The following is a 25665-nucleotide window of genomic DNA, read 5'->3' on the forward strand; positions in this document are numbered from 1 at the left end:
TCAGTGCTGCTTCACGGTCGTCTTCGATCCGCCCACGCCGTACCCGGCCTTGGTCATCACGAATCCGACGACGAGCCCCAGCACCAGGAGGACGACCGAGAGCCAGACGAGGATCGGCATGTCGAGGAAGAAGAACAGCGTGCCGAGCGACACCGCCACCAGCATGATGACGACGGTCGTCCACGCTGCCGGGGAGTGTCCGTGGCCGGGGTCGCCGATGTCGTTGCTCATAGTTCTCCTTCGGATGCGAAGCGCGATGTCGGCCGGTGTCGTGGGAGGCGCGCTCCTCGAAGTACCGGCCGTTCAGCCCAGTCTAGCGAAGCCCGCCCGCTCCCCCGGCCGCGGCTCAGCGCGTCGGGTCCTCGCCGCGGGACAGGTCGTCCCACGAATCGATGGCGTCGTGCGGGCGACGGGCATCGCGACCCACGGTGCCCTGACGGTACTTGCGCCCGCTTCCCGGCCAGGTGTGCGCCGTGACGAGGCAGAGGACGCCGCCGAGGACGATCAGCAGCGCTGCGGCAGCGTTGACCGCCGGCCACGGCGTGGTCGCGATCGTCTCGACGATCTGCGCCACCGGCCCCAGACCGCTGATGCCCGTCGCCTCGGTCACCGTCGACATCACCGCGTCGACCGGACGCCCCAGCGCGATCCGCAGCGACGCCGCGGTCATCCCGACGCCCAGGCCCACGGCCAGGACGCCGAAGACGTACCGCAGCACGCGTCCCACGATCGACAGCGCAAGTCCGAGAGCGAGGGCCGCGAGGCTCAACGGCGCCAGCACGGACACGGCGTCGGCGCCGGCGACCGAGAGATGCCGCTGGGCGCCGTCGCGGAGGACGACGTCCAGCCACGGCTGGGTGGATCCGATGATTCCGATCGCGCCGCCGACGAGGATCGCCAGGACGGCGAGCGTCCGTCGGCGACGTCGGGATGCCGCGGGATCGGCCATCACGTCAGCACGAAGGGTTCGAGGGCGTCGGCGTCGAAGCACGTCCGATCGCCGGTGTGACACGCGGCGCCGACCTGCTCCACGGCGATCAGCAGGGTGTCTCCATCGCAGTCCAGTCGCGCGTCACGGACGAACTGAGCGTGTCCGGACGTGTCACCCTTGCGCCAGTACTCGCCGCGCGAGCGGGACCAGAAGGTCACTCGGCCCTCGGTCAGCGTGCGGCGAAGCGCCTCGGCATCCATCCACCCCAGCATGAGCACCTCGCCGGTGTCGTGCTGCTGGATGATCGCCGGGACCAGGCCGTCGGCGTTGTAGACGACCCTCGACATGCGCTCGTCGATCGTGCGGCTCATCGGCGCACCTCGATCCCATCCGCGACCAGCGCCGCCTTGACGTCTCCGACGGTGAGCTGGCCGGAGTGGAACACGGATGCCGCCAGGACGGCGTCCGCCCCCGCCGTCACGGCGGGGGCGAAGTGCGAGGGATCACCCGCCCCACCCGACGCGATGACCGGCACCGAGGCCGCCTCCCGCATGAGAGCGACGAGCTCCAGGTCGAAGCCGTCCTTCGTCCCATCCGCATCGATCGAATTCACGAGGAGCTCGCCGGCGCCGCGTTCGACGGCTTCCCGCGCCCAGGCGACGGCGTCGAGATCGGTGAGCGTGCGACCTCCGTGGGTCGTGACGACGAAGCCGGAGGGTGCGCCGGGCGCGCGCTTCACGTCCAGCGAGAGCACCAGCACCTGCGCGCCGAACCGGTCGGCGATCTCGCCGAGCAGGTCGGGCCGGGCGATGGCGGCCGAGTTGACCCCCACCTTGTCCGCGCCGACGCCGAGGAGGCGGGCGACGTCGTCGGATGTGCGCACTCCCCCGCCGACGGTGAGCGGGATGAAGACCTGCTCCGCGGTGCGCTGGACCACGTCATAGGTCGTGGCGCGCTCGTCGACGGTCGCCGTCACATCCAGGAAGGTGATCTCGTCCGCGCCCTGCTCGTAGTAGCGGCGGGCGAGGAGCACGGGGTCGCCCATCTCGCGCAGGTTCTCGAAGTTGACGCCCTTGACGACCTTGCCCGCGGCCACATCGAGACACGGGATCACGCGGCAGACCAGCGACACGTCAGAGCCTCGCGTTGTGGATCGCGGTCACGAGGATCGCGCGTGCGCCGATCTCGTAGAGCGCGTCCATGACCTGGTTCACGGTCTTGCGCGGGCTCATCACCCGCACGGCGACCCACTCGGGGTCGCGGAGCGGGGAGATCGTGGGCGATTCGATACCTGGCGCGAGGGCTACGGCCTGGTCGACGAGGTGCGCCGGCAGGTCGTAGTCGATGAGGACGTACCGTCGCGCGACCATGACGCCGCGCAGGCGACGCAGGAGCGTCTCGGTCCCCGGCGCCTCCGTGGGTGCGCCGATGAGGACCGCCTCGGACTCGAGGAGGACCGGGCCGAAGATCTCGAGACCCGCCTGGCGGAGGGTGGTGCCCGTCGACACCACGTCGGCGACGGCGTCGGCGACACCCAGCTGGACGGCGGATTCCACCGCGCCGTCGAGAGGCACGAGATCCACGGCGACGCCGTGCTCGTCGAGGTAGCCGTCGACGAGGCCCGGGTAGGCGGTCGCGACGCGCAGGCCGTCGAGGTCCGCGAGGTCGGTGAAGCGTCCGGGAGGGCCGGCGAAGCGGAACGTCGAGCCGCCGAATCCGAGCTGTTCGATCTCGCGAGCCCCGGGCATGCGGGCGTCCAGCAGGAGGTCGCGGCCGGTGATCCCGACGTCGAGCGCGCCGGAGCCGACGTAGGTCGCGATGTCCTTGGGACGGAGGTAGAAGAACTCGACGTCGTTGACGGGGTCGATGACGTGGAGGTCCTTCGGGTCGCGTCGGCCAGTGTACCCGGCTTCGGCGAGCATCCCCGCCGTGGTCTCGGCGAGCATGCCCTTGTTGGGGACGGCGATGCGCAGCATGGAACGTCTTTCCGTGTGGAGGTGTGCGGACGGCGGGAGGGACCGATCAGAGATGTCGGTACACGTCCTCGAGCGTCAGTCCCTTCGCGAGCATCAGCACCTGCAGGTGGTAGAGCAGCTGCGAGATCTCCTCCGCCGTCTCGGCGTCGGACTGGTATTCGGCGGCCATCCAGACCTCGGCGGCCTCTTCGACGATCTTCTTGCCGATGGCGTGGACGCCGCGGTCGAGCTGCGCGACGGTTCCCGAGCCTTCCGGGCGTGCGGCCGCGGTCGCGGTGAGTTCGGAGAACAGTCCGTCGAACGTCTTCACCCTCCCAGGGTACCGGGCTCTCGCCGCCGCTCGGCGCCGCGTGACGGGCTCAGTGGACGTGGGATGCCGCGGTCGCGCGCAGCGCGGCGATCGCGGCGCCCGGGTCGCCGGCCCCGAAGACGGCCGACCCGGCGACGAAGGTGTCGGCACCGGCATCCGCTGCCTGGGAGATCGTGGATTCGCCGATGCCCCCGTCCACCTGCAGCCACACCTGCGAGCCGCGCCGGCGCGCCTCGGCGGACAGCCGCTGGAGCTTGGGCATCTGGTCGGCCATGAAGCCCTGCCCGCCGAAGCCGGGTTCGACGGTCATGACGAGGATCTGATCGAACTCCTCGAGGTGGTCGAAGAGCGGCTCGATCGGGGTCGCCGGCTTCACCGCGACCCCGGCGCGCGCGCCGATGGATCGCAGGCGGCGGGCGAGCGCGATCGGGTCGACGGCCGCCTCGAGATGAAACGTGACCGAGGCGGCTCCGAGTTCCGCGTACGTGGGGGCGTTGCGGTCGGCATCGGTGATCATCAGGTGCACGTCCAGGGGCACCGGACTGGTCGCCTGGATGCGCTCGACCATCTGCGGTCCGAACGTGAGGTTCGGCACGAAGTGGTTGTCCATGACGTCGACGTGGACGAAGTCCGCCGTGGCGATGCGGGCGAGCTCGGCCTGCATGTTGACGAAATCGGCGGCGAGGATGCTCGGATTGATGCGCACGTCACGGGTCACGTGCCCATCATCGCAGGCGACCGCCGGTGACGGCGGCGATGCCCGCGTCAAACCCGCTGCAGCAGCGAGATCGACATGGCGTCGGTACCGTGGCGGTGCGGCCACAGCTGCGCGCGTCCCGATCCGTCGCTCTGGGGCGGCAGATCGATGGGCGAGACGCTGATGGATGCCACGACCGCTCGGGCGTCGAGCTGGGTGACCCGTCCCTCGAACTGCCGCTCGACCTGGGCGACGACGCCGGCGGTCTCGGCGAGGTGCGGCGAACACGTGACGTACGCGACGACGCCGCCCGGTGCGAGCGCGTCGACCGCTGCGGAGAGCAGTTCAACCTGCAACGCGCTGAGCTCCGGGACGTCGGCGGGCGTCTTGCGCCAGCGGGACTCGGGACGCCGGCGCAGCGCACCGAGACCTGTGCAGGGCGCGTCGACGAGGATGCGGTCGTATCGGCCCTTCGCGGCGCGGGTGCGGCCGTCCTCCTCCGACACCGGGATCTGCCCCGGGACGCCGGCCACGGACTGGCGCACGAGCCGCGCGCGGGCGGACGAGAGCTCGTTCGCCTCGAGGATCGCGCCGTGCGCGTGCGCCTCCGCGGCGAGCACCGCGGTCTTGCCGCCGGGCGCTGCGCACAGGTCGAGCCACCGTTCGCCCGCGCGCACGGGCAGGGCGCGCGACAGCGCGAGCGCGGCGAGCTGCGAGCCCTCGTCCTGCACGCGGATGCGGCCGCCCGAGGCGCTCACGGTGCGCTCGGGATCTCCCCCACCGAGACGGAACCCGATCGGCGACTGCGTCGTGCGCGTGGCTTCCGTGGGGATCTCTGCGAGCCCCGGCAGCGCGGTCATCGTCACCTGGGGCGCCGCGTTGTCGGCGTCGAGGAGGTCGTTCAGCTCATCGGCACGCCCCTCGGCGGCCAGGGCACGTCGGAGCGCGCGGATGACCCAAACCGGGTGCGCGAACCGCACCGAGAGCCGTTCGTCGTCAGAGCGGCACGCCGCCTCCACACGCTCGAGCCATTCGGCCTCGTCGCGCTCGGTGATGCGTCGCATGACCGCGTTCGCGAAACCCGTCACCTTGCGCCCAGCCGCCTGCCGGGCGAGCTCGACCGTCTCGTTCACGGCCGCGTGCGCCGGAACCCGCGTGGCGAGCACCTGGTGGGCGCCCAGCCGCAGCGCATCGAGGACAGGAGGGTCGATGTCGGCGGCGGGGCGGCCCGCGGCGGCGGAGATGATCGCGTCGTAGGTGCCGATCCGCCGAAGCGTGCCGTAGGTGAGCTCGGTGGCGAGCGCGGCATCCCCGGAGGACAGACCGGCCCGCACGATCTCCCGGGGCAGCAGCAGGTTTGCGTACGCGTCGGAGGTGCGGACAGCGCTGATGACGTCGTAGGCCACTTCGCGCGCGGTCGTCATCGCGCCCCCTCGGGCAGGTCGAAGCGCGGCTCGTCCGCGCGCAGCCCACGCCACCAGTCAGCGGCGGCCATGCCGGCCTTTCCGGCGGGCTGCACGGTGATCAGCTCGACCGCTCCGCCGGAGGTGCCGACGAGGACCCGCTTGTCTCGGAGGGCGACCGTACCCGGCGGCAGATCGTCGTGGCCGGCGGGACCGAGACCTGCGGCGAGCACCTTGAGCCGCTGACCGCCGATCGACGCGTGCGCACCGGGTTCGGGCGTCGTGCCGCGGTACCGGTCGAGCACCCGAACGGCGGACTGCGAGAAGTCCAGCGCACCATCGGCGATCGACAGCTTGGGGGCGAGGGTCGGCTCCCCGGCCTGCGGGACGGATGCGGCCGTTCCGGCCCCGATGGCGTCGACGACGTCACCGACGAGCGATGCGCCCGAGACGGCGAGGGCGGCGAGGACGTCTGCCGCGGTCGCGTCCTCGGGAACCTCCCACTGGAGCTGAGCGAAGACGTCACCCGCATCGAGCGCGGGCACGAGCTGGAACACCGCAGCGCCGGTGGTGCGGTCACCGGCGATCAGTGCGTGCTGCACGGGGGCTGCGCCTCGCCAGCGCGGCAGCAGGGAGAAGTGCAGGTTGATCCACCCGTGCGCCGGCATCGAGAGGAGCGGTTCGCGGACGAGACCGCCATACGCGACGATCACACCGAGGTCGGGGTCGTGTGCGGCGATGGCCGCTGTGGCGTCCGCATCGAGACGGTCGGCTTTGATGACCGGGATGCCGAGCTCTGCCGCAGCGGCAGCGACGGGTGACGGCGTGAGCACGCGCTTGCGACCGAGCGGAGCATCACGTCGCGTGACCACCCCGACCACCTCGTGATCGGATGCCGCGAGCGCACGCAGCGAGGGAACGGCCGGTTCGGGGGTTCCGGCGAAAACGACGCGCATGCTGGTCCTCACAGATCGAGCTCGGGCACATCGAGCCGAACCCTGAGTGTAGTCCGGGCAGGAGCACGCGGACCGCGTCGTCGACCGGAGACGGCCGCGGCGACGACGGAGGCACGCAGCTGCTCGGCGAGCGAGCGACCGTGTGCGTAGTCGACCCGGATGAGTGCGCGCACCACCCCTTCGCCCTGCGGGACCGGGCCGAGTACGGCGCTGGGGGGGATGTCGGGGAGCGCGTCGCGCAGCTCGGCGACCGCCTTGTCGACGGCCGTGGCCGTCCCTTCCACCGAGGCGACGCGCACCGTCGGCGGCATCTGCAGCGGCAGCCGGTCGGCGAGCTCGGCGCGGGCATAGGCGGGCTGCGTCCACGTCGCGAGGGCCCGGGCGACCGGCCCCGTGACCCCGACCAGGTGAACCGGCGCACCCGGTGCCGCAAGGACGGCCGCGTTCGACCACCAGCGCAGACACGACTCACCGATGCGCAGCTGCTCCGCCATGAGCATGCGATCGCCGTCGAGGAGGATGATCGCCCGGTACCCGCCCTCGGCCGGGGGCTCCGCACCGCGGGTCGCGATCACCAGCGCCGGGCGTCCGTCGACGGATGCCACGGGGTGGTCGCCGTCAGCGACGATCACCCGCACCCCGGGGAACGCCCGCCCGAGCTCGTCCGCCGTGCGCTCACTGCCGGAGGAGGCCATCCGGAAACTGGTGGCCGAGCAGTTCGCGCAGCTCCAGCCGGGCGCCGACCGCCCGCACCACCCACAGTCGGGCACGGCACCGGCCCGGCGCGCGCGCAACGGACCCGAGCAGTGGCGGCAGCGGGCCGGGGTGCGACACTCGGCGCACACGAGCACCGGTGAGTAGCCGGGACGCGCGACCTGGACGAGGACAGGTCCGTGCGGGAGCGCCTCCCGCGCCGCGGCGAAGGCGCTCGAAGGCACGCGCGCGCCGCGGGACTCCGCCTCGTGCGTCGCGGACAGCACGACTCGCGGACTGGGCCGCCGCGCCGCAGGGACATCCCGGACCCATCCGATCTGCACGAGCCGTTCGACGTCGGTCGTGCGGGTGTGACCCGCGAAGACGAGCGCCGACCCTTCCGCACCCTGCCGCACGAGGGCCGCGTCGCGCGCATGCACGCCCGGACTCAGCGGCTCCGCGAGAAGCGGGTCGCCGTCGTCCCACACGACCACCGCCCCGACATCATGAGCCGGGGCGTACACCGTCGACCTGTTCCCGACCACGACGCACGGCACTTCGTGCAGCATGCGCAGGTAGCTGGTGAAGCGTTCCGGCCCCGACCGGCGCGCGTCGTCGCGGACGACGGCATCGTCCGAAAGCAGCGCACCCAGCGCGTCGAGCACCTGCGACTGATCGCGATGATCGGGGACGACGATCAGCGTGCTCCGACCTGCCGCCAGAGTGTGCGCCGCGATCGCCGCGAGGAGATCCGCCCACGCACCGCGCAGGCCCCCCGCGGACGGCGTCGGCGGCGCGTCGACGGCGAGTCGCTCCCCCGCCGTCACCGCGTCCGTCAACCCCGGATAGGCGCCGAGGAGAGCGGCGGCGCGCTCCGCGGCATCCGGAGACACGACCGGAGCCGGTGGCGCGGGCGCCGCGAGCCAGGCCTTCTCCGCGCGGACCATCCGCTTCGGGACGGCCAGGCGCAGCACGTCACTCGCCGAACCGGCCGCGCGGTCGGCGACCGACCGGGCGAGCTCGTAGAGGCGCCGCGGCAGGAGCGGGACGGTGGACACCACCTCCGCCAGCTCCGACAGCGGCCTTCCGCCCGGCTCCGGATCGCCGAGCTCGATCAGCCAGCCCTCCACCATGCGTCCGGCACTCCGCAACGGCACCTTCACCCGCACGCCCGGGAGGGCGATCGGAGAGAGCCGTTCGGGGACGGCGTAGTCGAAGAGGCGGTCGAGCTGCGGCAGCGGCGAGTCCAGCAGAACCCGCGCGACGGATGCCACGGGCTCAGAGCCCGGCGGCGGCCCGGAGCGCGTCGACCCGGTCGGTGCGCTCCCACGTGAAGTCGTCGAGCTCACGGCCGAAGTGGCCGTAGGCCGCCGTCTGCGCGTAAATGGGGCGCAGCAGGTCGAGGTCGTCGATGATCGCCTGCGGGCGGAGGTCGAAGACGTCGCGGATGGCCGCGGTGATCCTCTCGTCCGACACGTGGCCCGTGCCGAAGGTCTCGACGTACAGGCCGACGGGCGCGGCACGCCCGATGGCGTAGGCGACCTGCACCTCCAGGCGGTCGGCGAGCCCGGCCGCGACCGCGTTCTTGGCGACCCAGCGCATCGCGTACGCCGCCGAGCGGTCGACCTTCGACGGATCCTTACCGCTGAACGCTCCGCCGCCGTGACGCGCCGCGCCGCCGTACGTGTCGATGATGATCTTCCGTCCGGTCAGCCCGGCGTCCCCCTTGGGACCGCCCACCACGAACGGGCCCGCGGGGTTGATCACGTAACGGACGTCGGAGACGTCGAGCCCGGTCTGCGCGAGCACGGGGTCGATCACCTCGGCCTGCACCGCAGCGCGCAGGGCGGGGAGGGAGATGTCCGGGTTGTGCTGCGTGGAGAGCACGACGGTCTCCACGGTCCTCGGAGTCGCTCCGTCGTAGCCGAGGGTCACCTGCGTCTTGCCGTCGGGCCGGAGGAAGGGCAGGGCGCCGTTCCGGCGCGACTCCGTCAGCCGCTCGGCGAGGCGATGCGCTGTCCAGATGGCCGTCGGCATGAACTGCGGGGTCTCGTTCGTCGCGTAGCCGAACATGATCCCCTGGTCGCCCGCTCCGAGCGCATCGAGCGCGTCGACCGATCCGCCCTCGCGGTGTTCGAGCGCGTTGTCGACGCCGGCGGCGATGTCACCGGACTGCTCGCCGATGGACACCGTGACACCGCACGAATCGCCGTCGAATCCGGTCTCGCTCGAGGTGTAGCCGATGCGGTTCACGACGCGCCGGACGATCCCGGGGATGTCGACGTATCCGTCGGTGCGGACCTCCCCGGCGACGTGGACGAGGCCCGTCGTGACGAGCGTCTCGACCGCGACCCGGCTGCCGGGGTCGACGGCGAGGAGCGCATCGAGGATGCTGTCGGAGATCTGGTCGCAGATCTTGTCGGGGTGGCCTTCGGTCACGGATTCCGACGTGAACAGACGCAGCGAGGTCATCGGTCCTCCAGGAGGGCGGATCGGGGGTGTGAAACCATCATGCCCGCGGTCCCCGACACGGGGACACACGGGCATGAGGATGACGCCGTGTGGCGTCAGCTGCCAGAGGGACTCACTCGGCCGCGCGCAGGCGCAGCTTGTCCTCGTGGATCTCGTGAAGTGCGATCGTGAGCGGCTTGTCCTCGACGTTGGAGTCGACGAGCGGCCCCACATTGTCGAAGAGGTTCCCCTCGTGGAGGTCGGAGTAGTAGTCGTTGATCTGACGCGCACGCTTGGATGCGTAGATCACGAGCTGGTACTTCGAGTCGACCTTGTCGAGCAGTGCGTCGATGGGCGGGTCGATGATGCCCTGGTCACGGTTGGCCATGGTGGTCCTCCAGGATCGAGAGGTGGGAAGTCTGTGCGCGCGACGACGCGCGGCATCCGATCAGTCTACAGGGTCGAGAGGCCGGTGCCGCGGCGGTCACCCTGCGAGGCCGGCGACCTCCGCCGCCGCACGAGCGACGTCGTCGTTCACGACGCGGTAGTCGAACTCGCCCTGGGACGCCAGCTCGACCCGCGCCGTCTTCAGGCGCCGCGCCCGCTCCTCTTCGCCCTCTGTGCCACGGCCCACGAGCCGGTTCACGAGTTCGTCCCAGCTCGGCGGCAGCAGGAACACGAGCGTCGCGTCGGGGGCGGCCTTGCGCACCTGCCGTGCGCCCTGCAGGTCGATCTCGAGGAGGACGGTGCGACCGCCCGCAAGAGCCTCATCGATCGGGGTCCGAGGCGTGCCGTACCGGTACGCGTTGTGGACGGTCGCGTGCTCGAGGAGCTCGCCGGCGTCGATCAAGCGGTCGAACTCGGCGTCGTCCACGAAGAAGTAGTGCTCGCCCTCGACCTCCCCCGGCCGCGGGGGTCGGGTCGTCGCCGAGACCGAGAGGTGGATCTCGGGGTGGTGCTCCTTGATGTGGGCGGCGACCGTGCCCTTGCCGACGGCGGTCGGACCGGCGAGCACCACGAGCCTGCTCCGCCCGCCGCGGGCGGTGGGCTCGGGCAGGCGGGCGTCGAGGAACGCGCTCAGCGCGGTCCGCTGGCGGATGCCGAGTCCCCCGATCTTCTTGACGGGCGAGATGCCGAGGTCCGCGAGGATGCGATCGCGCTTGCCCTCCCCGATCGCCGGGATGGCGGTGAGGAACTCCGTGATCCTCATGGCCGCCGCGGGCGACTCCGGCTCGGCCCACGCGCGCCGCAGGAGGTCCTGCGGGCTGATGACGCGGCTGGTGACGTCGCGTTTGAGGGCGGCGCGCTCACGGCGCGCGGCGACCGCCCGACGGGATGCCGCTGCGCGGTCGACCTCGGGAGGGGTTCGGGAGTCAGGCATGAAGGGCTTCCTGGAGCTCGGCGTTGTGGTGGTCGATGGCCGCCGCGACCCCGTCGGGTCCGGCGCGGAGGATGCTGCGGCTCGCGCTCGCGATGACCTGAGGGGCCAGGGCGCCGAACAGAGTGACGATATCGGACAGTCGGGCGCCCTGCGCACCGAACCCGGGCGCGAGGATCGGCGCACGCACGAGGGCGTCGTCGGTGAGGCCGAGGTCGGCGCGGTCGACGGTGGCACCGACGACGAAACCGACCGGTCCGAACCGGTCCTCCCCCGTGGCCGCTGAGGAGTTCACGGCGCCGGCGCGACGCGCGACCCAGTCGGCGACGGTCTGACCGCGGTCGGCGTCGACGACCGTGACCTCTGCCGATTGGACACCCACGGCCTCCGGGTTGCTCGTGGCCGCGAGGACGAACAGACCCTTCTCCTCGCGGACGGCGGTCGAGACGGTGCCACGCAGGGAATCGGGCCCGAGGTACGGACTCACCGTCAGCGCATCCGACTCCAGCGGTCCGCCGGCGCCCAGCCACGCCTGCGCGTAGCCGTCCATCGTCGTCCCGATGTCGCCGCGCTTGGCATCGGCGATCACGAGAAGTCCCGCCGCGCGCGCCGCCGCGATCACGTCCTCCAGCGCGGCGAGGCCCGCCGAGCCGAACCGCTCGAAGAACGCGACCTGGGGCTTCACGATGCCCACACGGTCGCCGGCGGCGTCGACCACACGCAGCCCGAACTCGCGGACACCGGATGCCGCGGCATCCAGCCCCCATGAATCCAGGAGATCGGCGTGCGGGTCGATGCCGACGCACAGTTGGCCGCGCGAGTCGATCGCCGCGGCCAACCGCGCACCGAAGGAACTCACACGGAGACCTTCCGCTCGAGCGCGTACTCCTGGAGGCTCTTGACGGCGAAGCCCTCGCGGAGGACCGGCATCGACGACACGGCGGCGCCGAGCACAGCCATGGTCGTGAACAGGGCCTTGTCCGCGGCGACCGCGGCCGCCCGGATCTCGTACCCGTCGGCGCGTGCGATGCCGCCCGAGGGGGTGTTCACGACGATGTCGATCTCGCCGGCGTTGATGAGGTCCACGACATTGCGCTCCCCCGATCCCTGCGTCTCGGAGAACTTCGACACCACGTCGACGCTGATGCCGTTGCGGGCGAGGATCTCGGCGGTCCCCTCGGTGGCGATGAGACGGAACCCGAGCTCCTGCAGGCGGTGCGCCGGGAGGATGACGGCTCGCTTGTCGTCGTCGGCCACGGAGAGGAAGACCGTACCCGAGGTCGGCATGCCTCCGTAGGCAGCCGCCTGGCTCTTGGCGAACGCGGTCGGGAAGTCGCGGTCGATGCCCATGACCTCACCCGTCGAGCGCATCTCGGGCCCGAGGACCGAGTCGACGGTGCGGCCGTCGGCGGTGCGGAACCGCTTGAACGGGAGGACGGCCTCCTTCACGGCGACCGGGGCGTCCAGCGGCACCCGGGAGCCGTCCTGCTCCGGGAGCAGGCCCTCCGCGATCAGCTCGGCGATCGATGCGCCGGCCATGATCCGGCTCGCCGCCTTCGCCATCGGGATGCCGAGGGCCTTCGACACGAACGGGACGGTGCGCGAGGCGCGCGGATTGGCCTCGATGACGTAGAGAACGCCCGCCGAGACCGCGAACTGCACGTTCAGCAGGCCCCGCACGCCGACGCCTTCCGCGATGGCGTGGGTCGCGACCCGGACCCGGTCGATCTCGCCGCGGCCGAGCGACATCGGGGGCAGGGTGCACGACGAGTCGCCGGAGTGGATGCCGGCCTCCTCCAGGTGCTCCATCACGCCACCGATGTAGAGCTGCTCGCCGTCGAAGAGCGCGTCGACGTCGATCTCCACCGCGTCGTCGAGGAAGCGGTCGACCAGCAGCGGCGCGTCCTCACCGATGATCGCCTGATCGGCGACCCGGACGAAGTAGTCGCGGAGGCTGTCGGTGTCGTACACGATCTCCATCCCGCGCCCGCCGAGGACGAAGCTCGGACGGACCAGAACCGGGTACCCGATCTCCTCGGCGATCGCGACGGCGCCGGCTTCATCGGTGGCCGTGCCGTGACGGGGCGCCGTGAGACCGGCGCGGTCGAGCAACTGCGAGAAGAGCTCCCGCTCCTCCGCGATGTCGATCGCCGCGGGCTTCGTGCCGAGGATGTTGTACCCGGCGGCCTCGATGCCCTTCGCGAGGCCGAGGGGCGTCTGCCCGCCGAGCTGGCACACGACGCCGAGGATCTCCCCCGACTGCGCCTCGGCGTGCAGAACCTCGAGGACGTCCTCGAGCGTCAGCGGCTCGAAATACAGCCGGTCGCTCGTGTCGTAGTCGGTCGACACGGTCTCGGGGTTGCAGTTGACCATGATCGTCTCGTACCCGGCATCCGACAGTGCGAAAGACGCGTGCACGCACGAGTAGTCGAACTCGACGCCCTGACCGATGCGGTTCGGACCCGAACCGATGATGACGATCTTCTGCCGCTCGCTGGGCGTCACCTCGGTCTCGCGGTCGTAGGACGAGTAGTGGTACGGCGTGAGCGCGGGGAATTCGCCCGCGCACGTGTCGACGGTCTTGTAGACGGGGCGCAGATCGAATCCGTGACGGATGCCGCGCACCTCGGCTTCTGCGAGACCGCGAAGCTCCGCGATCTGGGCGTCGCTGAATCCGTGGTCCTTCGCCACCCGGAGCGTCGCCTCGTCGAGCGTGGCGGCCTCCGCGACGAACGCGGCGACCTCGTTGATGAGGATCATCTGGTCGAGGAACCACGGATCGATCGCCGTGGCCTCGAATGCCTGCTCGAGCGTCGCGCCCTTGCGCAGTGCCTGCTGGAGCACGACGACGCGGCCGTCGGTCGGAGTCTTCGCGATTTCGAGGAGCTCCTCGACGCTGCGATCCTCGGGGCCCCAGTGGAAGCTGGAGCCGCGCTTCTCGAGCGAGCGGAGCGCCTTCTGCAACGCCGTCGTGTAGTTGCGGCCGATCGCCATGGCCTCGCCGACCGACTTCATGGTGGTCGTCAGGGTCGTGTCGGCGGCGGGGAACTTCTCGAAGTTGAACCGCGGCACCTTGACGACCACGTAGTCGAGCGTCGGCTCGAAGCTCGCCGGCGTCGCCTGGGTGATGTCGTTGGGCACCTCGTCGAGGCGGTACCCGATGGCGAGCTTGGCGGCGAGCTTGGCGATCGGGAAGCCGGTCGCCTTCGACGCGAGCGCCGACGAGCGCGACACGCGCGGGTTCATCTCGATGACGATGATGCGTCCGGTCGCCGGGTCGACGGCGAACTGGATGTTGCAGCCGCCGGTGTCCACGCCCACCGCGCGGATGATGTCGATGCCGATGTCGCGGAGCTTCTGGTACTCGCGGTCGGTGAGGGTGAGCGCCGGGGCGACAGTGATCGAGTCACCGGTGTGCACGCCGACCGGGTCGACGTTCTCGATGGAGCAGACGACGACCGTGTTGTCGGACGTGTCGCGCATGAGCTCGAGCTCGTACTCCTTCCACCCGAGGATCGACTCCTCCAGGAGCACCTCGGTGGTCGGCGAGTCGCGCAGGCCCGCACCGCCGATCCGGCGGAGGTCCTCTTCGTTGTAGGCGAAGCCCGAACCGAGGCCGCCCATCGTGAACGACGGACGGACGACGAGCGGGTAGCCGAGCTGCTCGGCGCCGGCGAGGAGGTCGTCCATCGTGTGCGCGATGACGCTCTTGGCGACGTCGGCGCCGGCTTCGAGGACGAGTTCCTTGAAGACCTGACGGTCCTCGCCCTTGCGGATCGCGTCGACCTTGGCGCCGATGAGCTCCACGTCGTACTTCTCGAGGATGCCGCGGTCGTGCAGAGCCATCGCCGCGTTGAGCGCCGTCTGACCGCCGAGGGTCGGCAGGATCGCGTCGGGCTTCTCCTTGGCGATGATCGTCTCGATCACCTCGGGGGTGATCGGCTCAATGTAGGTCGCATCGGCGAAGTCGGGGTCGGTCATGATCGTCGCCGGGTTGGAGTTGACGAGGATGACGCGCACGCCCTCCTCCCGCAGCACCCGGCACGCCTGGGTGCCGGAGTAGTCGAACTCGCAGGCCTGACCGATGACGATCGGGCCCGATCCGATGACGAGGACGCTCTGGATGTCGTCGCGCTTAGGCATTCTTCTTGGTCTCCAGGGTCGCGATCACGAGGTCGCGGAAGCGGTCGAACAGGTAGTTGGCGTCGTGCGGGCCCGCGGCCGCCTCCGGGTGGTACTGGACGCTGAAGGCGGGCAGGTCGAGGGCGCGAAGACCCTCCACGACGTTGTCGTTGAGGCCGACATGGCTCACTTCGACCCGGCCGTAGCCGTTCGGGCTGTCGATGACGCCCTCGATCGGGGCGTCCACGGCGAACCCGTGGTTGTGTGCGGTGATCTCGACGCGGCCGGTCGTCTTGTCGAGGACGGGCTGGTTGATGCCGCGGTGGCCGAACGGCAGCTTGTAGGTGCCGAAGCCGAGGGCGCGGCCGAAGAGCTGGTTGCCGAAGCAGATCCCGAAGAACGGCAGCTTCCGGTCGAGGACCTCGCGCAGGAGTGCGACATGGCGATCGGATGCCGCGGGGTCGCCGGGGCCGTTCGAGTAGAAGACGGCGACGGGGTCGATCGCCTCGACGTCGGCGATCGTGGTCGACTGCGGCAGGACGTGCACCTCGAAGCCGCGGGCGGCGAGGTTGTTCACGGTGGCCTGCTTCACACCGAGGTCGAGGATGGCGAGGTTGCCGATCCGCTCCCCCACGGCGGGCGTGACCTCGGCGGCATCCACCGACACCTCCGACGAGAGGTTCTGGCCGGCCATCTGGGGCGCCTCGCGCACGATGCGCAGCTGCTCCTCGTCGCTGAGCGCGGCGGCATCCCCCGAGAAGACGCCGCCCCGCATGGAGCCCGCCGAACGGAGCACCCGGGTCACGGCGCGCGTGTCGATCCCGCTGATCCCGACGATGCCGTCGCGGACGAGCGCGTCTTCGAGCGAGTGGTCGGAGCGCCAGTTCGAGACGATGCGCGAAGGGTCGCGCACCACGTAGCCGGAAACCCAGATGCGACGCGACTCGTGGTCCTCGCCGTTCATGCCGGTGTTGCCGATGTGGGGTGCGGTCTGCAGGACGATCTGCCCGGCGTACGACGGGTCGGTGATCGTCTCCTGGTAGCCGGTCATCGCGGTGGCGAAGACGACTTCGCCGAGCGTGGTCCCGCGGGCACCGTAGGCGTTGCCGGGGTGGCGGGTGCCGTCTTCGAGGACGAGGACGGCGGGTTCGGGAGCCTGGAATGTCTGGGAGGTGCTCATGTGTCGCTTCCGGGGGTGTGCGAGGTCGTTCGGGATGTCAGGGTGGCGCCGATCGCGTCGGCGAGGACGCGGGCGGAGGTCTCCTGCGGTCGGAGGTAGGTGTCGACGACGTCGCCGCTGTCGGCGCGCCAGGCGATTCGGACGAGGCCGTCGCGCTCGACGACCCGATCGATCGCCACGGTCGCCTGCGCCACGCTCTGGATGCGGCCCGTCGAGAGGAAGATCCTCGGCTTTCCGGTGAGGTCGAGAGCCACTCCGCGGTCGGTCACGGTCACCTCGACGCGTGACCGGAACGCGAGGCCGCCGATCGCGAGCCGCTCCAGGGCATCGCCGTGACGCGTGGTCGCGACGTACAGGCCGCTCGTGCGGGAGGTCTCGGTGGCGCCGGCGGGAGCCTCGCCCACCGGGGCCGCGATCCCGCTGTCGCGCCGTCCGCGGCGGCGCCACGCGAGGACGCCCACGAAGATCAGGACGACGGCGAGAAGCAGGACGAGGCCGAGGGCGAGCTCGCGCGTCATGCGGTCGCTCCCGATCCGGCGAGGTCGACCACCGCACCGTCGACGACGGTGGGTGTCCCGCGGAAGAACGTGGCGCGCACCTCGCCGGGCAGCTCGCGGTCGAGATAGGGCGAGTTGACGCTCCGTCCCCGCAGGTCGTCGGCGCTGAAGCGGCGCGTCGGCGCGGGGTCGTACAGGGTGAAGGATGCCGCCTGACCCACGCTGAGCGGGGTGCCGGCGCCGTCGAGCCGTCCGATGCGTGCAGGCGCTGCCGACATCACCCGCGCGACGTCGTCCCAGTCGAGCAGGCCGGTCTCGACCATGGCGGCGTGGACGACCCGGATTGCGGACTCCAGACCGACCATGCCGTTCGCCGCGGCCTGCCACTCGCAGTTCTTCGCCTCGGCGGGGTGGGGAGCGTGATCGGTCGCCACGATATCGATCGTGCCGTCGGCCAGTCCCTCTCTGACCGCACGCACGTCCTCGTCGCGCCGAAGCGGAGGATTGACCTTGAAGCGCGGGTCGTATCCGCGGACGAGCTCCTCCGTCAGCAGGAGGTGGTGGGGGGTGACCTCCGCCGTGACGGCGACACCCCGCTTCTTCGCCCAGCGGATCAGATCGACCGATCCGGCCGTCGAAAGGTGGCAGACATGCAGGCGGGATCCGACGTGCTCGGCCAGCAGCACATCCCGCGCGATGATCGACTCCTCGGCGACCGCCGGCCACCCCGTGAGCCCCAGCTCGGCCGAGACGACGCCCTCGTTCATCTGCGCACCCTCCGTGAGGCGCGGGTCCTGGGCGTGCTGGGCGACGACGCCGTCGAACGCCTTCACGTACTCCAGCGCGCGTCGCATGATGAGCGGGTCGAAGACGCAGAACCCGTCGTCGCTGAAGACCCGGACGCGGGCCCTCGAGGATGCCATCGCGCCGAGTTCGGCGAGGCGCTCCCCCTTCTGCCCGACGGTGACCGCACCGATCGGCTGCACGTGGACATATCCAGCGGCCTCACCGAGGGCGAGCTCCTGCTCGACGACGCCGGCGGTGTCGGCGACGGGCGAGGTGTTCGGCATCGCGAAGACCGTCGTGTAGCCGCCGGCTGCGGCCGCGCGCGACCCGGTGAGGATCGTCTCCGATGCCTCGCCTCCGGGCTCGCGGAGGTGCGTGTGCAGGTCGACGAGGCCGGGGAGGGCGAGGAGGCCGTCCGCGTCGACGACCCGGGCACCGGCCGGTGCCGACACGGCGCCGACCGCGGTGATGGTGCCGGCCTCGATGAGGATGTCGGCTGCCTGGCCGCCCTGGATCCGCGCCCCGCGGATGAGGGTTGCGTCGCTCATCGGGCGTCCTCCTCTGCGTTCGTCGTGTCGCGCTCGCCTGCCAGCAGCAGGTACAGCGCCGCCATGCGCACCGACACACCGTTCGCGACCTGTTCGAGAACGGTCGATCGAGGCGAATCGGCGGCGTCGGCGGAGATCTCCAGACCCCGGTTCATGGGTCCGGGGTGCATGACAATGCTATCGGCAGGCAGGACGCCCAGCCGCGCGGCATCCAGCCCCCATCGCCTCGAATACTCCCGCTCAGTGGGGAAATAGGCCGCGTTCATGCGTTCGAGCTGGATGCGGAGCATCATGACCGCGTCCGGCCCCGCCGCAAGCGCCTCGTCGAGGTCGTATCCGACGTCGACGGGCCACGCGCTGACATCCTGCGGGACGAGGGTCGGTGGGGCGACGAGCGTGACCCGCGCGCCGAGCGTCGTGAGCAGCCAGACGTTGGAACGCGCGACACGCGAGTGGAGCACGTCGCCGACGATGGTCACGCGGAGTCCGCTGAGATCGCGGCCCCGGCTGTCGTCGCCGAAGAAGCGCTTGCGGATCGTGAAGGCGTCCAGAAGGGCCTGTGTGGGGTGCTCGTGCGTGCCGTCGCCGGCGTTGAGGACGCCGGCGGAGATCCAGCCGCTGGTGGCGAGGGTGTGCGGGGCGCCGGACGCGCCATGCCGGATGACCACGGCATCCGCCCCCATCGCCTGCAGGGTCTGCGCCGTGTCCTGAAGCGACTCACCCTTGGAGACCGACGATCCCTTCGCGGAGAAGTTGATCACGTCGGCGGACAGTCGCTTGGCCGCCGCCTCGAACGAGATGCGAGTGCGGGTCGAGTCCTCGAAGAAGAGGTTCACGACCGTCTTGCCCCGCAGAGTGGGAAGCTTCTTGATCTCGCGTGACTGCGTGTCGCGCATGTCCTCGGCCACATCGAGCAGGCGCAGCGCGTCGGCTCGGGCGAGGGTGCGGGTGTCGAGGAGGTGTCTCATGACGCGATCGTCACCTCATCGGTGCCATCGACTTCGAGCAGCCGGACGTTGACCCGCTCGTCGCGCGCGCTCGGAAGGTTCTTGCCGACGTAGTCGGGCCGGATCGGCAGCTCCCGGTGCCCGCGGTCGACGAGGATCGCCAGCCGAACAGCGGCAGGGCGCCCGATGTCCTGGAGCGCGTCGAGGGCCGCCCGGATCGAGCGCCCCGAGAACAGGACGTCATCGACGAGCACGACGGTCTTCGCGTCGATGCCGCCGGGAGGGATCTCCGTCGGCCGCGGCGTGCGCGTGGGATTCCGGTGCAGATCATCCCGGTACATCGTGACGTCGAGCGCACCGACCGGCACGCTGTGGCCGGTGAAAGACGCGATGAGCGCGGCGATGCGGTCGGCGAGGGTGACGCCGCGGGTGGGGATCCCGAGGAGCACGAGCCCGTCGGGGCCCCTGTTCGACTCGAGGATCTCGTGCGAGATGCGCGTGAGTGCGCGGGCGATGTCGGCATCGTGCAGAACGGTGCGCGAGGTCATCCGCCGCTCCCTTCTCCGCCTCACAGGACGGTGTTAAAGGTTGCTGGGTTCCGCTCCAGTCTAGCCGGATGCCGCGACCGCTCCGCCCCGGCGCCGTGTCTCGGGAGGTCGCGGGTCTGCGCTCCCGCGGAGATCCTCGCGCCCGCGGAGATCCGCACTCCCGCGGACGATTGCCCGCGATTCCACCCGCGGGAAGGGCGATAACCGCGCGAGCGCGGGTGCGAGTCCGCGGGAGTGCGTGTGCAGGCGCGGCTCAGAGCGCGGGTCGCCGGTGGCGTGCGGAGTTTCCTCCACCGATCCAGGGATGCCGCCGGCCCCGCGCGCAAGCTGTGGATCACTTCCGCGCCTTCACTTTGGCGCCCAGACTCGCGGTATGGATGTCACCAGCTGGGTCTCATCGCGCGGAGGCGTGGCCCGCACCCGTGACCTGCACGATGCCGGCTTCAGTCGGCATCACATCGCCGCGGCGGGGCTGCACCGACCACGGCGTGGCTGGGTCTCCACCGCGTCGGCCGACCCGCTGCTCGTCCGTGCGGCGGAGTTCCGGGTCGTAGTGACCTGCGTGACCGCCGCATCCCGACACGGACTGTGGACGCTCCGCGACGACGATGCCGTCCACGTCGCGGCCCACGCGGGTGCAGGAAGTGTCGCCGCTGCGGGAGCGCGCGTGCACTGGAGCGTGCCGCTGATCCCGCGGCATCCGAGCGCCCTCATAGATCCGGTCGAAAACGTCCTCGCGGTCGTGGCGGAGTGCCAACCGTTCGAGCGCGCGCTGGCGATCTGGGACTCGGCGTTCCGTCAAGGCAGAGCGTCCGCGGAGATCATGCGACGATTCGCCCTCCGCCCCGCGGCACGGCGTGTGCTCAAGGACGCGGTCGCTCACCTCGACTCCGGACTCGAGACTCTGGTCGATGTCCGCCTGCGCTGGATTCCGGCCCCGGTGCACGCACAGGTCGTGCTCCTCGGCCACCGCGTCGACTTCCTCATCGGCGACCGCCTCGTGCTGCAGATCGACGGCGGTCATCACGTCGGAGCGCAGCGCGAGGCGGACATCGCCCACGATGCACTGCTCACCCTGCACGGGTTCACGGTGATCCGTGTGGGCTACTCCGACGTGGTGCACCGCTGGCCCGACGTGCAGGACCGCGTGCTCCGCGCCCTCGCGCAGGGCCTCCACCTCCGGTGAGTGCCGCGACCCGCCCTCCCCCGGAGATCCGCGCCCCGGCGGACGGAAACCCGTGCAAACGTCCGCGGGACAGCGGGTTTCCGCTGCTCGGCAGGATGACCCGCGGCCGGGGCGACCGGCGAAGGCGCGCGCCGCGTCAGGCGCGGGCGATGCGGGCGAGCACGCCGTGCACGAACGCGCCGGAGTCGTCCGTGGAGAACTCCTTCGCCAGTTCGACCGCCTCGTCGATCGCCACGGCGGTGGGCACCTCGGCGTTGTGGAGGATCTCCCAGACGCCGATGCGCAGGATCGCGCGGTCGACCGCCGGCATCCGCTCGAGCTTCCAGTCGCGCGCGTGCGTGACGATCTGCTCGTCGATCTCATCACGGGCGTCGATGACCCCATCAACGATGTCGCGTGCGTAGAGCCAGGAGCTCTCGCGCGCCGGCTCGCTCGCGGCGCGCTTCGCCTCGGCGGCGAGGGTCACGGCGAGGTCGTCCCCGCGGACGTCGGACTGGAAGAGGATGTCGAGCGCGCGTTTGCGCGCCTTGCTCCGAGCGCTCATCGGGTGGTCAGCTCACGCGGCCGAGGTAGTCCCCGGAGCGCGTGTCGACCTTCACCTTGGTGCCCTGCTCGACGAACAGCGGAACCTGGATCTCGTAGCCGGTCTCGAGCGTCGCGGGCTTCGTGCCCGCCGACGAGCGGTCGCCCTGGAGACCGGGCTCGGTGTAGGTGATTTCGAGCACGACAGACGCCGGCATCTCGACGTAGAGCGGGTTGCCGTTGTTCAGCGCGATCTGGACCTGCTGGTTCTCCAGGAGGTAGTTCGCCGCATCGCCGACGACCGTGGCCGACACGTTCAGCTGGTCGTAGTCGGCAACGTCCATGAAGACGAAGCTGTCGCCGTCGTTGTAGAGGTAGGTGAAGTCGCGACGGTCGACGTTCTCGATCTCGATCTTCGCGCCCGCGTTGTAGGTGCGGTCGACGACCTTGCCGCTGACGACGTTCTTCAGCTTGGTGCGGACGAACGCGCCACCCTTGCCGGGCTTGACGTGCTGGAACTCCACGACGTTCCAGAGCTGCCCGTCGATGGACAGGACGACGCCGTTCTTGATGTCTGCGGTGGATGCCATGAGTGTGCGGTTTTCCGTTCGATGGAGTTCGAGGGCCGAAGCGGCCGACGATCGATTCTACGGGATGCCCTCGGCGGGTGCCCCCGGTACCGTCAGCCGGCGAGGGTCGTAAGGAGCCGGCGGGTCGCGTCGGCGTAGCCGGCGACCCCCTGACCTGTCACGTGGACCACCGCGACATCCGCGACGTACGAGTGGTGCCGGAACGGCTCGCGCGCGAGGACATCCGAGATGTGGACCTCGGCGACCGGCAGAGCGACGCCGGAGAGGGCGTCCCGCAGGACGACCGAGGTGTGCGTGAGGCCGCCGGGGTTGATGACGATCGCAGCGCAGTCCTCACGCGCCGCGTGGATCGCGTCGAGCAGAACACCCTCGTGGTTGCTCTGCACCGCCCGCACCTCGTACCCCGCCTCGGCGGCGGTCGCCGTCACGAGCGCTTCGACGTCGGCCAGCGTCTCGTGCCCGTAGATCCCCGGCTCGCGGACTCCCAGGAGATTCAGGTTGGGTCCGTTGACGAGCAGGATGCGGCGAGGGGCGGTCACATCACGACCCTAGAGGACCGGGGCAGGACGATGGATGCCGCGTCAGCGCAGCGGCATCCGCATGACGAGCTCGTCGCCGATGGAGCCGGTGAACGTCTCGCCGGTCGGCGTGAACCCGACCTTCGCGTACGCCGCCCGGGCACGCACGTTGTCGGCGTGGACGTCGAGGGTGAGGGCATCGGCTCCCCGCTCGGCGGCGAACCGCGCCGCGGCGGCGCAGAGCTCGGCGAAGACGCCGCGGCCGCGCGCGTCGGGTGCGAGGTACACGCCGACCAGATCGGCACGCGGAGCGGGAACGGCCCGGCCGAGGTGATCGACGTCGCCGCCGCGCCGGACGAGAACCGTCGCCGTTCCGACCCATTCGCCGTCCTGTTCCGCGACGAACTGCGCGGCGTCGTCCGACAGCGCACCGCCCGCGGCGCGTTCCTGCCAGAACGTGTCGCCGCGCCGTTCCTCCTCGTCGCGCGTCGTCAGGAACGCGATGGCGGCGTCGGGATCGCTGACCGCACGCAGCCGCAGATCGCGCACCTCACGCCACTCGGCCAGTCCGATCCGTCGTACCGCCGGTGCGGTCACCCGGCGATCTCCTGGTAGGCGGTGAACAGGAGCGACTCGTCGGGCGCCTGCATGACGGTGGGCTTGGCGATGCCGTCGAGGACGATGAATCGCAGCATGCCGCCGCGGGTCTTCTTGTCGCGCTGCATGACGCCCAGCAGATGCTGCCAGCCATCCATCCGGTAGCTCGTCGGCAGGCCGAGCAGCTCCAGGATGCGGCGGTGCCGTGCGGCATCCTCGTCGGAGAGGCGCCCCGCGAGGCGGGCCAGTTCGGCGGCGTACATCATGCCGATCGAGATCGCCGCGCCGTGACGCCACCGGTAGCGTTCCGCGTGCTCGATGGCGTGGCCGAGGGTGTGTCCGTAGTTGAGCACCTCGCGCAGACCCGACTCGCGGAAGTCCTCGCTCACCACGCGGGCCTTCATTTCGATCGCGAGCTCGATGCAGCGCCGGAAGGCGTCGGCGGCGGGGTCGACGGCGGCATCCGGGTCGCTCTCGATGATGTCGAGAATCTCGGGGAACCAGATGAACCCGGCCTTCACGACCTCGGCGAAGCCGGCGACCGCCTCGTTCTTGGGGAGTGTGTCGAGCACGTCGAGGTCGCACAGCACGACCCGCGGCGCCCAGAACGCCCCGACGAGGTTCTTGCCCTCGGCGGTGTTCACCCCGGTCTTCCCGCCCACGGCGGCGTCGACCATTCCGAGCACCGTGGTCGGCACCTGGATGACGTCGACTCCGCGCAGCCAGGATGCCGCGACGAACCCGGCGAGGTCGGTGACCGCTCCCCCGCCGAAACCGATGACGGCGTCGGTCCGCGTGAAGTCCGCCTGACCCATGACCTGCCAGCAGAAGGCGGCGACTTCGATGCGCTTGCCCTCCTCGGCGTCGGGCACCTCTGCCGTGAGCACCTCGAGCGTGCCGTCGGCGAGCAGCTGTTCCCGAAGAGTCGCCGCCTTCGCGCCCAGTCGCGGCGTGTGGACGATGAGGACCTTCTTCACCGTCGGTGCGAGGTGGTCCCGGAGTCCGGCGAGGATCCCTCGTCCCACGTGGATGTCGTAGGCCGCCGTGCCGGTGACGCTGATCGTGGTGGTGTCGTCGGTCATGCTCGTCCTTCCGATGCGCGGGCCCAGTCGGCGATCGCGGTCACGATCCGCTCCAACGGGCCCGACGAGGTGTCGAAGGTGATGTCGGCGACCTGCTCGTAGAGCGGACGCCGCTGGTCGAAGATCCGCTGCCAGTGCGCGAGGGGACTCTCCGAGCCGTCCGCGAGGAGGGGCCGTTTCGCGCCCTCACCCAGGCGGTGGGCGACGACGCGCGGAGCCACCGTCAGCAGCACCACCCGCTGCGCGCTCAGGTCAGCACGCGTCGCGGCATCCATCACCGCTCCCCCGCCCAGCGAGACGACGCCGCCCCGCGCGAGGGCGTCCGTCACCGCCGCACGCTCGAGGGCACGGAAGTGCGCTTCGCCGTGCTCGGCGAACAGGGCGGCGATCGGTCCGTGTTCGCGCACGACCAGCGAGTCGGTGTCGGCGAAGGTGGTGCCGAGCTGCTTCGCGAGCCGCTTGCCGATGCTCGTCTTGCCGGCCCCCATGGGACCGACCAGCACGAGCGCGGCGGCTTCAGGCGAGGTCATGCTCGAGCAGCGCCGCCTCCGAGGCGGGAGCCGTCTTCAGCGCCTCCGGGATGCCGGCCAGGAACGCGTCGAGGTTGCGGCGGGTCTCCCGCACGCTGTCGCCGCCGAATTTCTCCAGCACGGCGTCGGCCAGCACGATCGCGACCATCGCCTCGGCGACGACACCCGCCGCCGGAACGGCGCACACGTCGGAGCGCTGGTGATGAGCGGATGCCGTGTCGCCGGTGGCCACGTCGATCGTGCGCAGCGCGCGCGGGACCGTGGCGATCGGCTTCATGCCCGCGCGCACGCGGAGCACCGTGCCCGTGGACATGCCGCCCTCGGTGCCGCCGGCGCGGTCGGAGCCGCGGGTGATGCCGTCTTCGGCCACGAAGAGCTCGTCGTGTGCGGCGGATCCGCGTCGGCGGGTCGTCTCGAAGCCGTCGCCGATTTCGACGCCCTTGATCGCCTGGATGCTCATGAGCGCCTGAGCGAGCTTTCCGTCGAGGCGCCGGTCCCAGTGCACGTGCGAGCCGAGCCCGGGCGGGAGGCCGTAGGCGAGGACCTCGACGATGCCGCCGAGGGTGTCGCCGTCCTTCTTGGCCGCATCGACCTCGTCGACCATCCGCGCGCTGGTGGCGGCATCGAAGCAACGCAGCGGATCGGCGTCGAGCCCGTCGACGTCGTCGGGCGTCGGGAGCGGGGCGCCCTCGGGCACCGCCACCGGACCGATGGACAGGGTGTGGCTGACGAGCCGGATGCCGAGTTCGCCGAGGAACGCTCGCGCGATCGCGCCGAGGGCGACGCGGGCCGCGGTCTCACGAGCGCTCGCGCGCTCGAGGATCGGACGGGCCTCGTCGAAGTCGTACTTCTGCATCCCGACGAGGTCGGCGTGTCCCGGCCTCGGGCGGGTGAGTGCGGCGCCGCGGCCGCGGGACTTCTCCGTGAGCTCGACCGGCTCGGGGCTCATCACCTCGACCCACTTGGGCCATTCGGTGTTGCCCACTCGGAGCGCGATCGGACTGCCGAGCGAGCGACCGTGGCGAACACCGCCGGAGAGGTGCAGTTCGTCTTCCTCGAACTTCATGCGCGAACCGCGCCCATACCCGAGCTTGCGTCGCGCGAGATCGGCGCGGATGGCATCGAGGGTGATCGGCACGCCGGAGGGAAGTCCCTCCATGACGGCGACGAGTTCGGGGCCGTGGCTTTCGCCGGCCGTGAGCACGCGGAGCATTGCT

At 70.9% G+C, this 25665-nt stretch carries 28 protein-coding genes; 1 reads left to right on the forward strand and 27 read right to left on the reverse strand.

Translation table 11 applies throughout. The features are described 5' to 3' along the window. The 20 genes from BKA24_RS10015 to pyrR all read right to left on the reverse strand — a co-directional run bounded on the left by BKA24_RS10015 (position 1) and on the right by pyrR (position 19423). Positions 1 to 231 carry a DUF6704 family protein gene (locus BKA24_RS10015; protein ID WP_184217638.1) on the reverse strand — a complete coding sequence of 77 codons (231 nt, stop codon included), beginning with the start codon at positions 229 to 231 and terminating at the stop codon, positions 1 to 3. A 115-nt stretch (positions 232 to 346) separates the two neighbouring features. Further along, the gene (locus tag BKA24_RS10020; protein ID WP_184220685.1) at positions 347 to 949 is read right to left on the reverse strand and encodes a Trp biosynthesis-associated membrane protein; all 603 of its coding nucleotides are present in this window, start codon (positions 947 to 949) and stop codon (positions 347 to 349) included. Continuing rightward, positions 949 to 1302 (reverse strand): phosphoribosyl-AMP cyclohydrolase, encoded by a 354-nt coding sequence (gene hisI, locus BKA24_RS10025; RefSeq protein WP_184217640.1) that lies wholly within the window; start codon positions 1300 to 1302, stop codon positions 949 to 951. The genes BKA24_RS10020 and hisI overlap by 1 nt, the downstream gene beginning before the upstream one ends. Beyond that, the gene (gene hisF, locus BKA24_RS10030; protein WP_184217642.1) at positions 1299 to 2063 is read right to left on the reverse strand and encodes an imidazole glycerol phosphate synthase subunit HisF; all 765 of its coding nucleotides are present in this window, start codon (positions 2061 to 2063) and stop codon (positions 1299 to 1301) included. Before hisF ends, hisI begins: the two co-directional genes overlap by 4 nt. 1 nt (position 2064) lies before the next feature. Next, a complete protein-coding gene (gene hisG / locus BKA24_RS10035; protein WP_184217644.1) occupies positions 2065 to 2907 on the reverse strand; it encodes an ATP phosphoribosyltransferase in 843 nt (280 codons plus the stop codon). A 46-nt stretch (positions 2908 to 2953) separates the two neighbouring features. After that, positions 2954 to 3217, reverse strand: a complete 264-nt coding sequence (locus BKA24_RS10040) for a phosphoribosyl-ATP diphosphatase (RefSeq protein ID WP_184217646.1) — start codon at positions 3215 to 3217, stop codon at positions 2954 to 2956. Between the two features lie 49 nt (positions 3218 to 3266). Further along, positions 3267 to 3935: a ribulose-phosphate 3-epimerase gene (gene rpe / locus BKA24_RS10045; protein ID WP_343066067.1), complete on the reverse strand. Its 669-nt coding sequence runs from the start codon at positions 3933 to 3935 to the stop codon at positions 3267 to 3269. A 47-nt stretch (positions 3936 to 3982) separates the two neighbouring features. After that, a complete protein-coding gene (locus BKA24_RS10050; RefSeq protein WP_184217648.1) occupies positions 3983 to 5338 on the reverse strand; it encodes an RsmB/NOP family class I SAM-dependent RNA methyltransferase in 1356 nt (451 codons plus the stop codon). After that, entirely contained in the window at positions 5335 to 6273 is a 939-nt protein-coding gene (gene fmt / locus BKA24_RS10055) for a methionyl-tRNA formyltransferase (protein WP_184217651.1), read from the reverse strand. The genes BKA24_RS10050 and fmt overlap by 4 nt, the downstream gene beginning before the upstream one ends. A gap of 8 nt (positions 6274 to 6281) precedes the next feature. After that, the gene (locus BKA24_RS10060) at positions 6282 to 8240 is read right to left on the reverse strand and encodes a primosomal protein N' family DNA-binding protein (protein WP_184217653.1); all 1959 of its coding nucleotides are present in this window, start codon (positions 8238 to 8240) and stop codon (positions 6282 to 6284) included. A gap of 4 nt (positions 8241 to 8244) precedes the next feature. After that, positions 8245 to 9438, reverse strand: a complete 1194-nt coding sequence (gene metK, locus BKA24_RS10065; protein WP_184217655.1) for a methionine adenosyltransferase — start codon at positions 9436 to 9438, stop codon at positions 8245 to 8247. A gap of 112 nt (positions 9439 to 9550) precedes the next feature. Next, positions 9551 to 9805, reverse strand: coding sequence for a DNA-directed RNA polymerase subunit omega (rpoZ, locus tag BKA24_RS10070; protein ID WP_064002061.1), 255 nt, complete (start codon positions 9803 to 9805; stop codon positions 9551 to 9553). A 96-nt stretch (positions 9806 to 9901) separates the two neighbouring features. After that, a complete protein-coding gene (gmk, locus tag BKA24_RS10075; protein WP_184217657.1) occupies positions 9902 to 10798 on the reverse strand; it encodes a guanylate kinase in 897 nt (298 codons plus the stop codon). Then, on the reverse strand, positions 10791 to 11654 hold the full coding sequence (pyrF, locus tag BKA24_RS10080; RefSeq protein WP_184217659.1) for an orotidine-5'-phosphate decarboxylase: 864 nt from the start codon (positions 11652 to 11654) through the stop codon (positions 10791 to 10793). Before pyrF ends, gmk begins: the two co-directional genes overlap by 8 nt. Continuing rightward, complete coding sequence (gene carB, locus BKA24_RS10085) at positions 11651 to 14938, reverse strand: carbamoyl-phosphate synthase large subunit (RefSeq protein WP_184217661.1); 3288 nt, start codon at positions 14936 to 14938, stop codon at positions 11651 to 11653. Before carB ends, pyrF begins: the two co-directional genes overlap by 4 nt. Then, a complete protein-coding gene (gene carA / locus BKA24_RS10090; RefSeq protein ID WP_184217664.1) occupies positions 14931 to 16097 on the reverse strand; it encodes a glutamine-hydrolyzing carbamoyl-phosphate synthase small subunit in 1167 nt (388 codons plus the stop codon). Before carA ends, carB begins: the two co-directional genes overlap by 8 nt. Next, on the reverse strand, positions 16094 to 16615 hold the full coding sequence (locus tag BKA24_RS10095) for a PH-like domain-containing protein (RefSeq protein ID WP_184217666.1): 522 nt from the start codon (positions 16613 to 16615) through the stop codon (positions 16094 to 16096). The genes carA and BKA24_RS10095 overlap by 4 nt, the downstream gene beginning before the upstream one ends. Continuing rightward, on the reverse strand, positions 16612 to 17928 hold the full coding sequence (locus BKA24_RS10100; protein WP_184217668.1) for a dihydroorotase: 1317 nt from the start codon (positions 17926 to 17928) through the stop codon (positions 16612 to 16614). Before BKA24_RS10100 ends, BKA24_RS10095 begins: the two co-directional genes overlap by 4 nt. Then, positions 17925 to 18896, reverse strand: a complete 972-nt coding sequence (locus BKA24_RS10105; protein WP_184217670.1) for an aspartate carbamoyltransferase catalytic subunit — start codon at positions 18894 to 18896, stop codon at positions 17925 to 17927. The genes BKA24_RS10100 and BKA24_RS10105 overlap by 4 nt, the downstream gene beginning before the upstream one ends. Then, positions 18893 to 19423, reverse strand: a complete 531-nt coding sequence (gene pyrR, locus BKA24_RS10110) for a bifunctional pyr operon transcriptional regulator/uracil phosphoribosyltransferase PyrR (protein WP_184217672.1) — start codon at positions 19421 to 19423, stop codon at positions 18893 to 18895. The genes BKA24_RS10105 and pyrR overlap by 4 nt, the downstream gene beginning before the upstream one ends. Positions 19424 to 19796: 373 nt before the next feature. Here pyrR and BKA24_RS10115 point away from each other — a divergent pair, with 373 nt between their 5' ends. Continuing rightward, complete coding sequence (locus BKA24_RS10115; protein WP_184217674.1) at positions 19797 to 20609, forward strand: endonuclease domain-containing protein; 813 nt, start codon at positions 19797 to 19799, stop codon at positions 20607 to 20609. A gap of 136 nt (positions 20610 to 20745) precedes the next feature. Here BKA24_RS10115 and nusB read toward each other — a convergent pair whose 3' ends face one another. The 7 genes from nusB to aroC form a co-directional block, all read right to left on the reverse strand. Beyond that, complete coding sequence (gene nusB, locus BKA24_RS10120) at positions 20746 to 21153, reverse strand: transcription antitermination factor NusB (RefSeq protein WP_184217676.1); 408 nt, start codon at positions 21151 to 21153, stop codon at positions 20746 to 20748. Between the two features lie 7 nt (positions 21154 to 21160). Continuing rightward, the gene (efp, locus tag BKA24_RS10125; RefSeq protein WP_184217678.1) at positions 21161 to 21721 is read right to left on the reverse strand and encodes an elongation factor P; all 561 of its coding nucleotides are present in this window, start codon (positions 21719 to 21721) and stop codon (positions 21161 to 21163) included. Between the two features lie 92 nt (positions 21722 to 21813). Then, the gene (locus BKA24_RS10130; protein WP_184217680.1) at positions 21814 to 22260 is read right to left on the reverse strand and encodes a type II 3-dehydroquinate dehydratase; all 447 of its coding nucleotides are present in this window, start codon (positions 22258 to 22260) and stop codon (positions 21814 to 21816) included. A 42-nt stretch (positions 22261 to 22302) separates the two neighbouring features. Further along, positions 22303 to 22836: a GNAT family N-acetyltransferase gene (locus BKA24_RS10135; RefSeq protein ID WP_184217683.1), complete on the reverse strand. Its 534-nt coding sequence runs from the start codon at positions 22834 to 22836 to the stop codon at positions 22303 to 22305. Continuing rightward, entirely contained in the window at positions 22833 to 23918 is a 1086-nt protein-coding gene (aroB, locus tag BKA24_RS10140; protein ID WP_184217684.1) for a 3-dehydroquinate synthase, read from the reverse strand. The genes BKA24_RS10135 and aroB overlap by 4 nt, the downstream gene beginning before the upstream one ends. Further along, positions 23915 to 24448 (reverse strand): shikimate kinase, encoded by a 534-nt coding sequence (locus BKA24_RS10145; protein WP_184217686.1) that lies wholly within the window; start codon positions 24446 to 24448, stop codon positions 23915 to 23917. Before BKA24_RS10145 ends, aroB begins: the two co-directional genes overlap by 4 nt. Beyond that, on the reverse strand, positions 24435 to 25661 hold the full coding sequence (aroC, locus tag BKA24_RS10150) for a chorismate synthase (protein WP_184217689.1): 1227 nt from the start codon (positions 25659 to 25661) through the stop codon (positions 24435 to 24437). The genes BKA24_RS10145 and aroC overlap by 14 nt, the downstream gene beginning before the upstream one ends. Positions 25662 to 25665 lie beyond the last annotated feature (4 nt).

This window comes from Microbacterium marinum (assembly GCF_014204835.1).
In the GTDB taxonomy this organism is placed as follows: Bacteria; Actinomycetota; Actinomycetes; order Actinomycetales; family Microbacteriaceae; genus Microbacterium; species Microbacterium marinum.

Excerpts from the sequence above, each read along its gene's own strand:
- BKA24_RS10015 (WP_184217638.1), bottom strand. The coding sequence starts at position 231 with ATGAGCAACGACATCGGCGACCCCGGCCACGGACACTCCCCGGCAGCG.
- BKA24_RS10020 (WP_184220685.1), bottom strand. The coding sequence starts at position 949 with ATGGCCGATCCCGCGGCATCCCGACGTCGCCGACGGACGCTCGCCGTC.
- hisI (WP_184217640.1), bottom strand. The coding sequence starts at position 1,302 with ATGAGCCGCACGATCGACGAGCGCATGTCGAGGGTCGTCTACAACGCC.
- hisG (WP_184217644.1), bottom strand. The coding sequence starts at position 2,907 with ATGCTGCGCATCGCCGTCCCCAACAAGGGCATGCTCGCCGAGACCACG.
- BKA24_RS10050 (WP_184217648.1), bottom strand. The coding sequence starts at position 5,338 with ATGACGACCGCGCGCGAAGTGGCCTACGACGTCATCAGCGCTGTCCGC.
- fmt (WP_184217651.1), bottom strand. The coding sequence starts at position 6,273 with ATGCGCGTCGTTTTCGCCGGAACCCCCGAACCGGCCGTTCCCTCGCTG.
- metK (WP_184217655.1), bottom strand. The coding sequence starts at position 9,438 with ATGACCTCGCTGCGTCTGTTCACGTCGGAATCCGTGACCGAAGGCCAC.
- rpoZ (WP_064002061.1), bottom strand. The coding sequence starts at position 9,805 with ATGGCCAACCGTGACCAGGGCATCATCGACCCGCCCATCGACGCACTG.
- gmk (WP_184217657.1), bottom strand. The coding sequence starts at position 10,798 with ATGCCTGACTCCCGAACCCCTCCCGAGGTCGACCGCGCAGCGGCATCC.
- carB (WP_184217661.1), bottom strand. The coding sequence starts at position 14,938 with ATGCCTAAGCGCGACGACATCCAGAGCGTCCTCGTCATCGGATCGGGC.
- carA (WP_184217664.1), bottom strand. The coding sequence starts at position 16,097 with ATGAGCACCTCCCAGACATTCCAGGCTCCCGAACCCGCCGTCCTCGTC.
- BKA24_RS10095 (WP_184217666.1), bottom strand. The coding sequence starts at position 16,615 with ATGACGCGCGAGCTCGCCCTCGGCCTCGTCCTGCTTCTCGCCGTCGTC.
- BKA24_RS10100 (WP_184217668.1), bottom strand. The coding sequence starts at position 17,928 with ATGAGCGACGCAACCCTCATCCGCGGGGCGCGGATCCAGGGCGGCCAG.
- BKA24_RS10105 (WP_184217670.1), bottom strand. The coding sequence starts at position 18,896 with ATGAGACACCTCCTCGACACCCGCACCCTCGCCCGAGCCGACGCGCTG.
- pyrR (WP_184217672.1), bottom strand. The coding sequence starts at position 19,423 with ATGACCTCGCGCACCGTTCTGCACGATGCCGACATCGCCCGCGCACTC.
- BKA24_RS10115 (WP_184217674.1), top strand. The coding sequence starts at position 19,797 with ATGGATGTCACCAGCTGGGTCTCATCGCGCGGAGGCGTGGCCCGCACC.
- nusB (WP_184217676.1), bottom strand. The coding sequence starts at position 21,153 with ATGAGCGCTCGGAGCAAGGCGCGCAAACGCGCGCTCGACATCCTCTTC.
- efp (WP_184217678.1), bottom strand. The coding sequence starts at position 21,721 with ATGGCATCCACCGCAGACATCAAGAACGGCGTCGTCCTGTCCATCGAC.
- aroB (WP_184217684.1), bottom strand. The coding sequence starts at position 23,918 with ATGACCGACGACACCACCACGATCAGCGTCACCGGCACGGCGGCCTAC.
- BKA24_RS10145 (WP_184217686.1), bottom strand. The coding sequence starts at position 24,448 with ATGACCTCGCCTGAAGCCGCCGCGCTCGTGCTGGTCGGTCCCATGGGG.
- aroC (WP_184217689.1), bottom strand. The coding sequence starts at position 25,661 with ATGCTCCGCGTGCTCACGGCCGGCGAAAGCCACGGCCCCGAACTCGTC.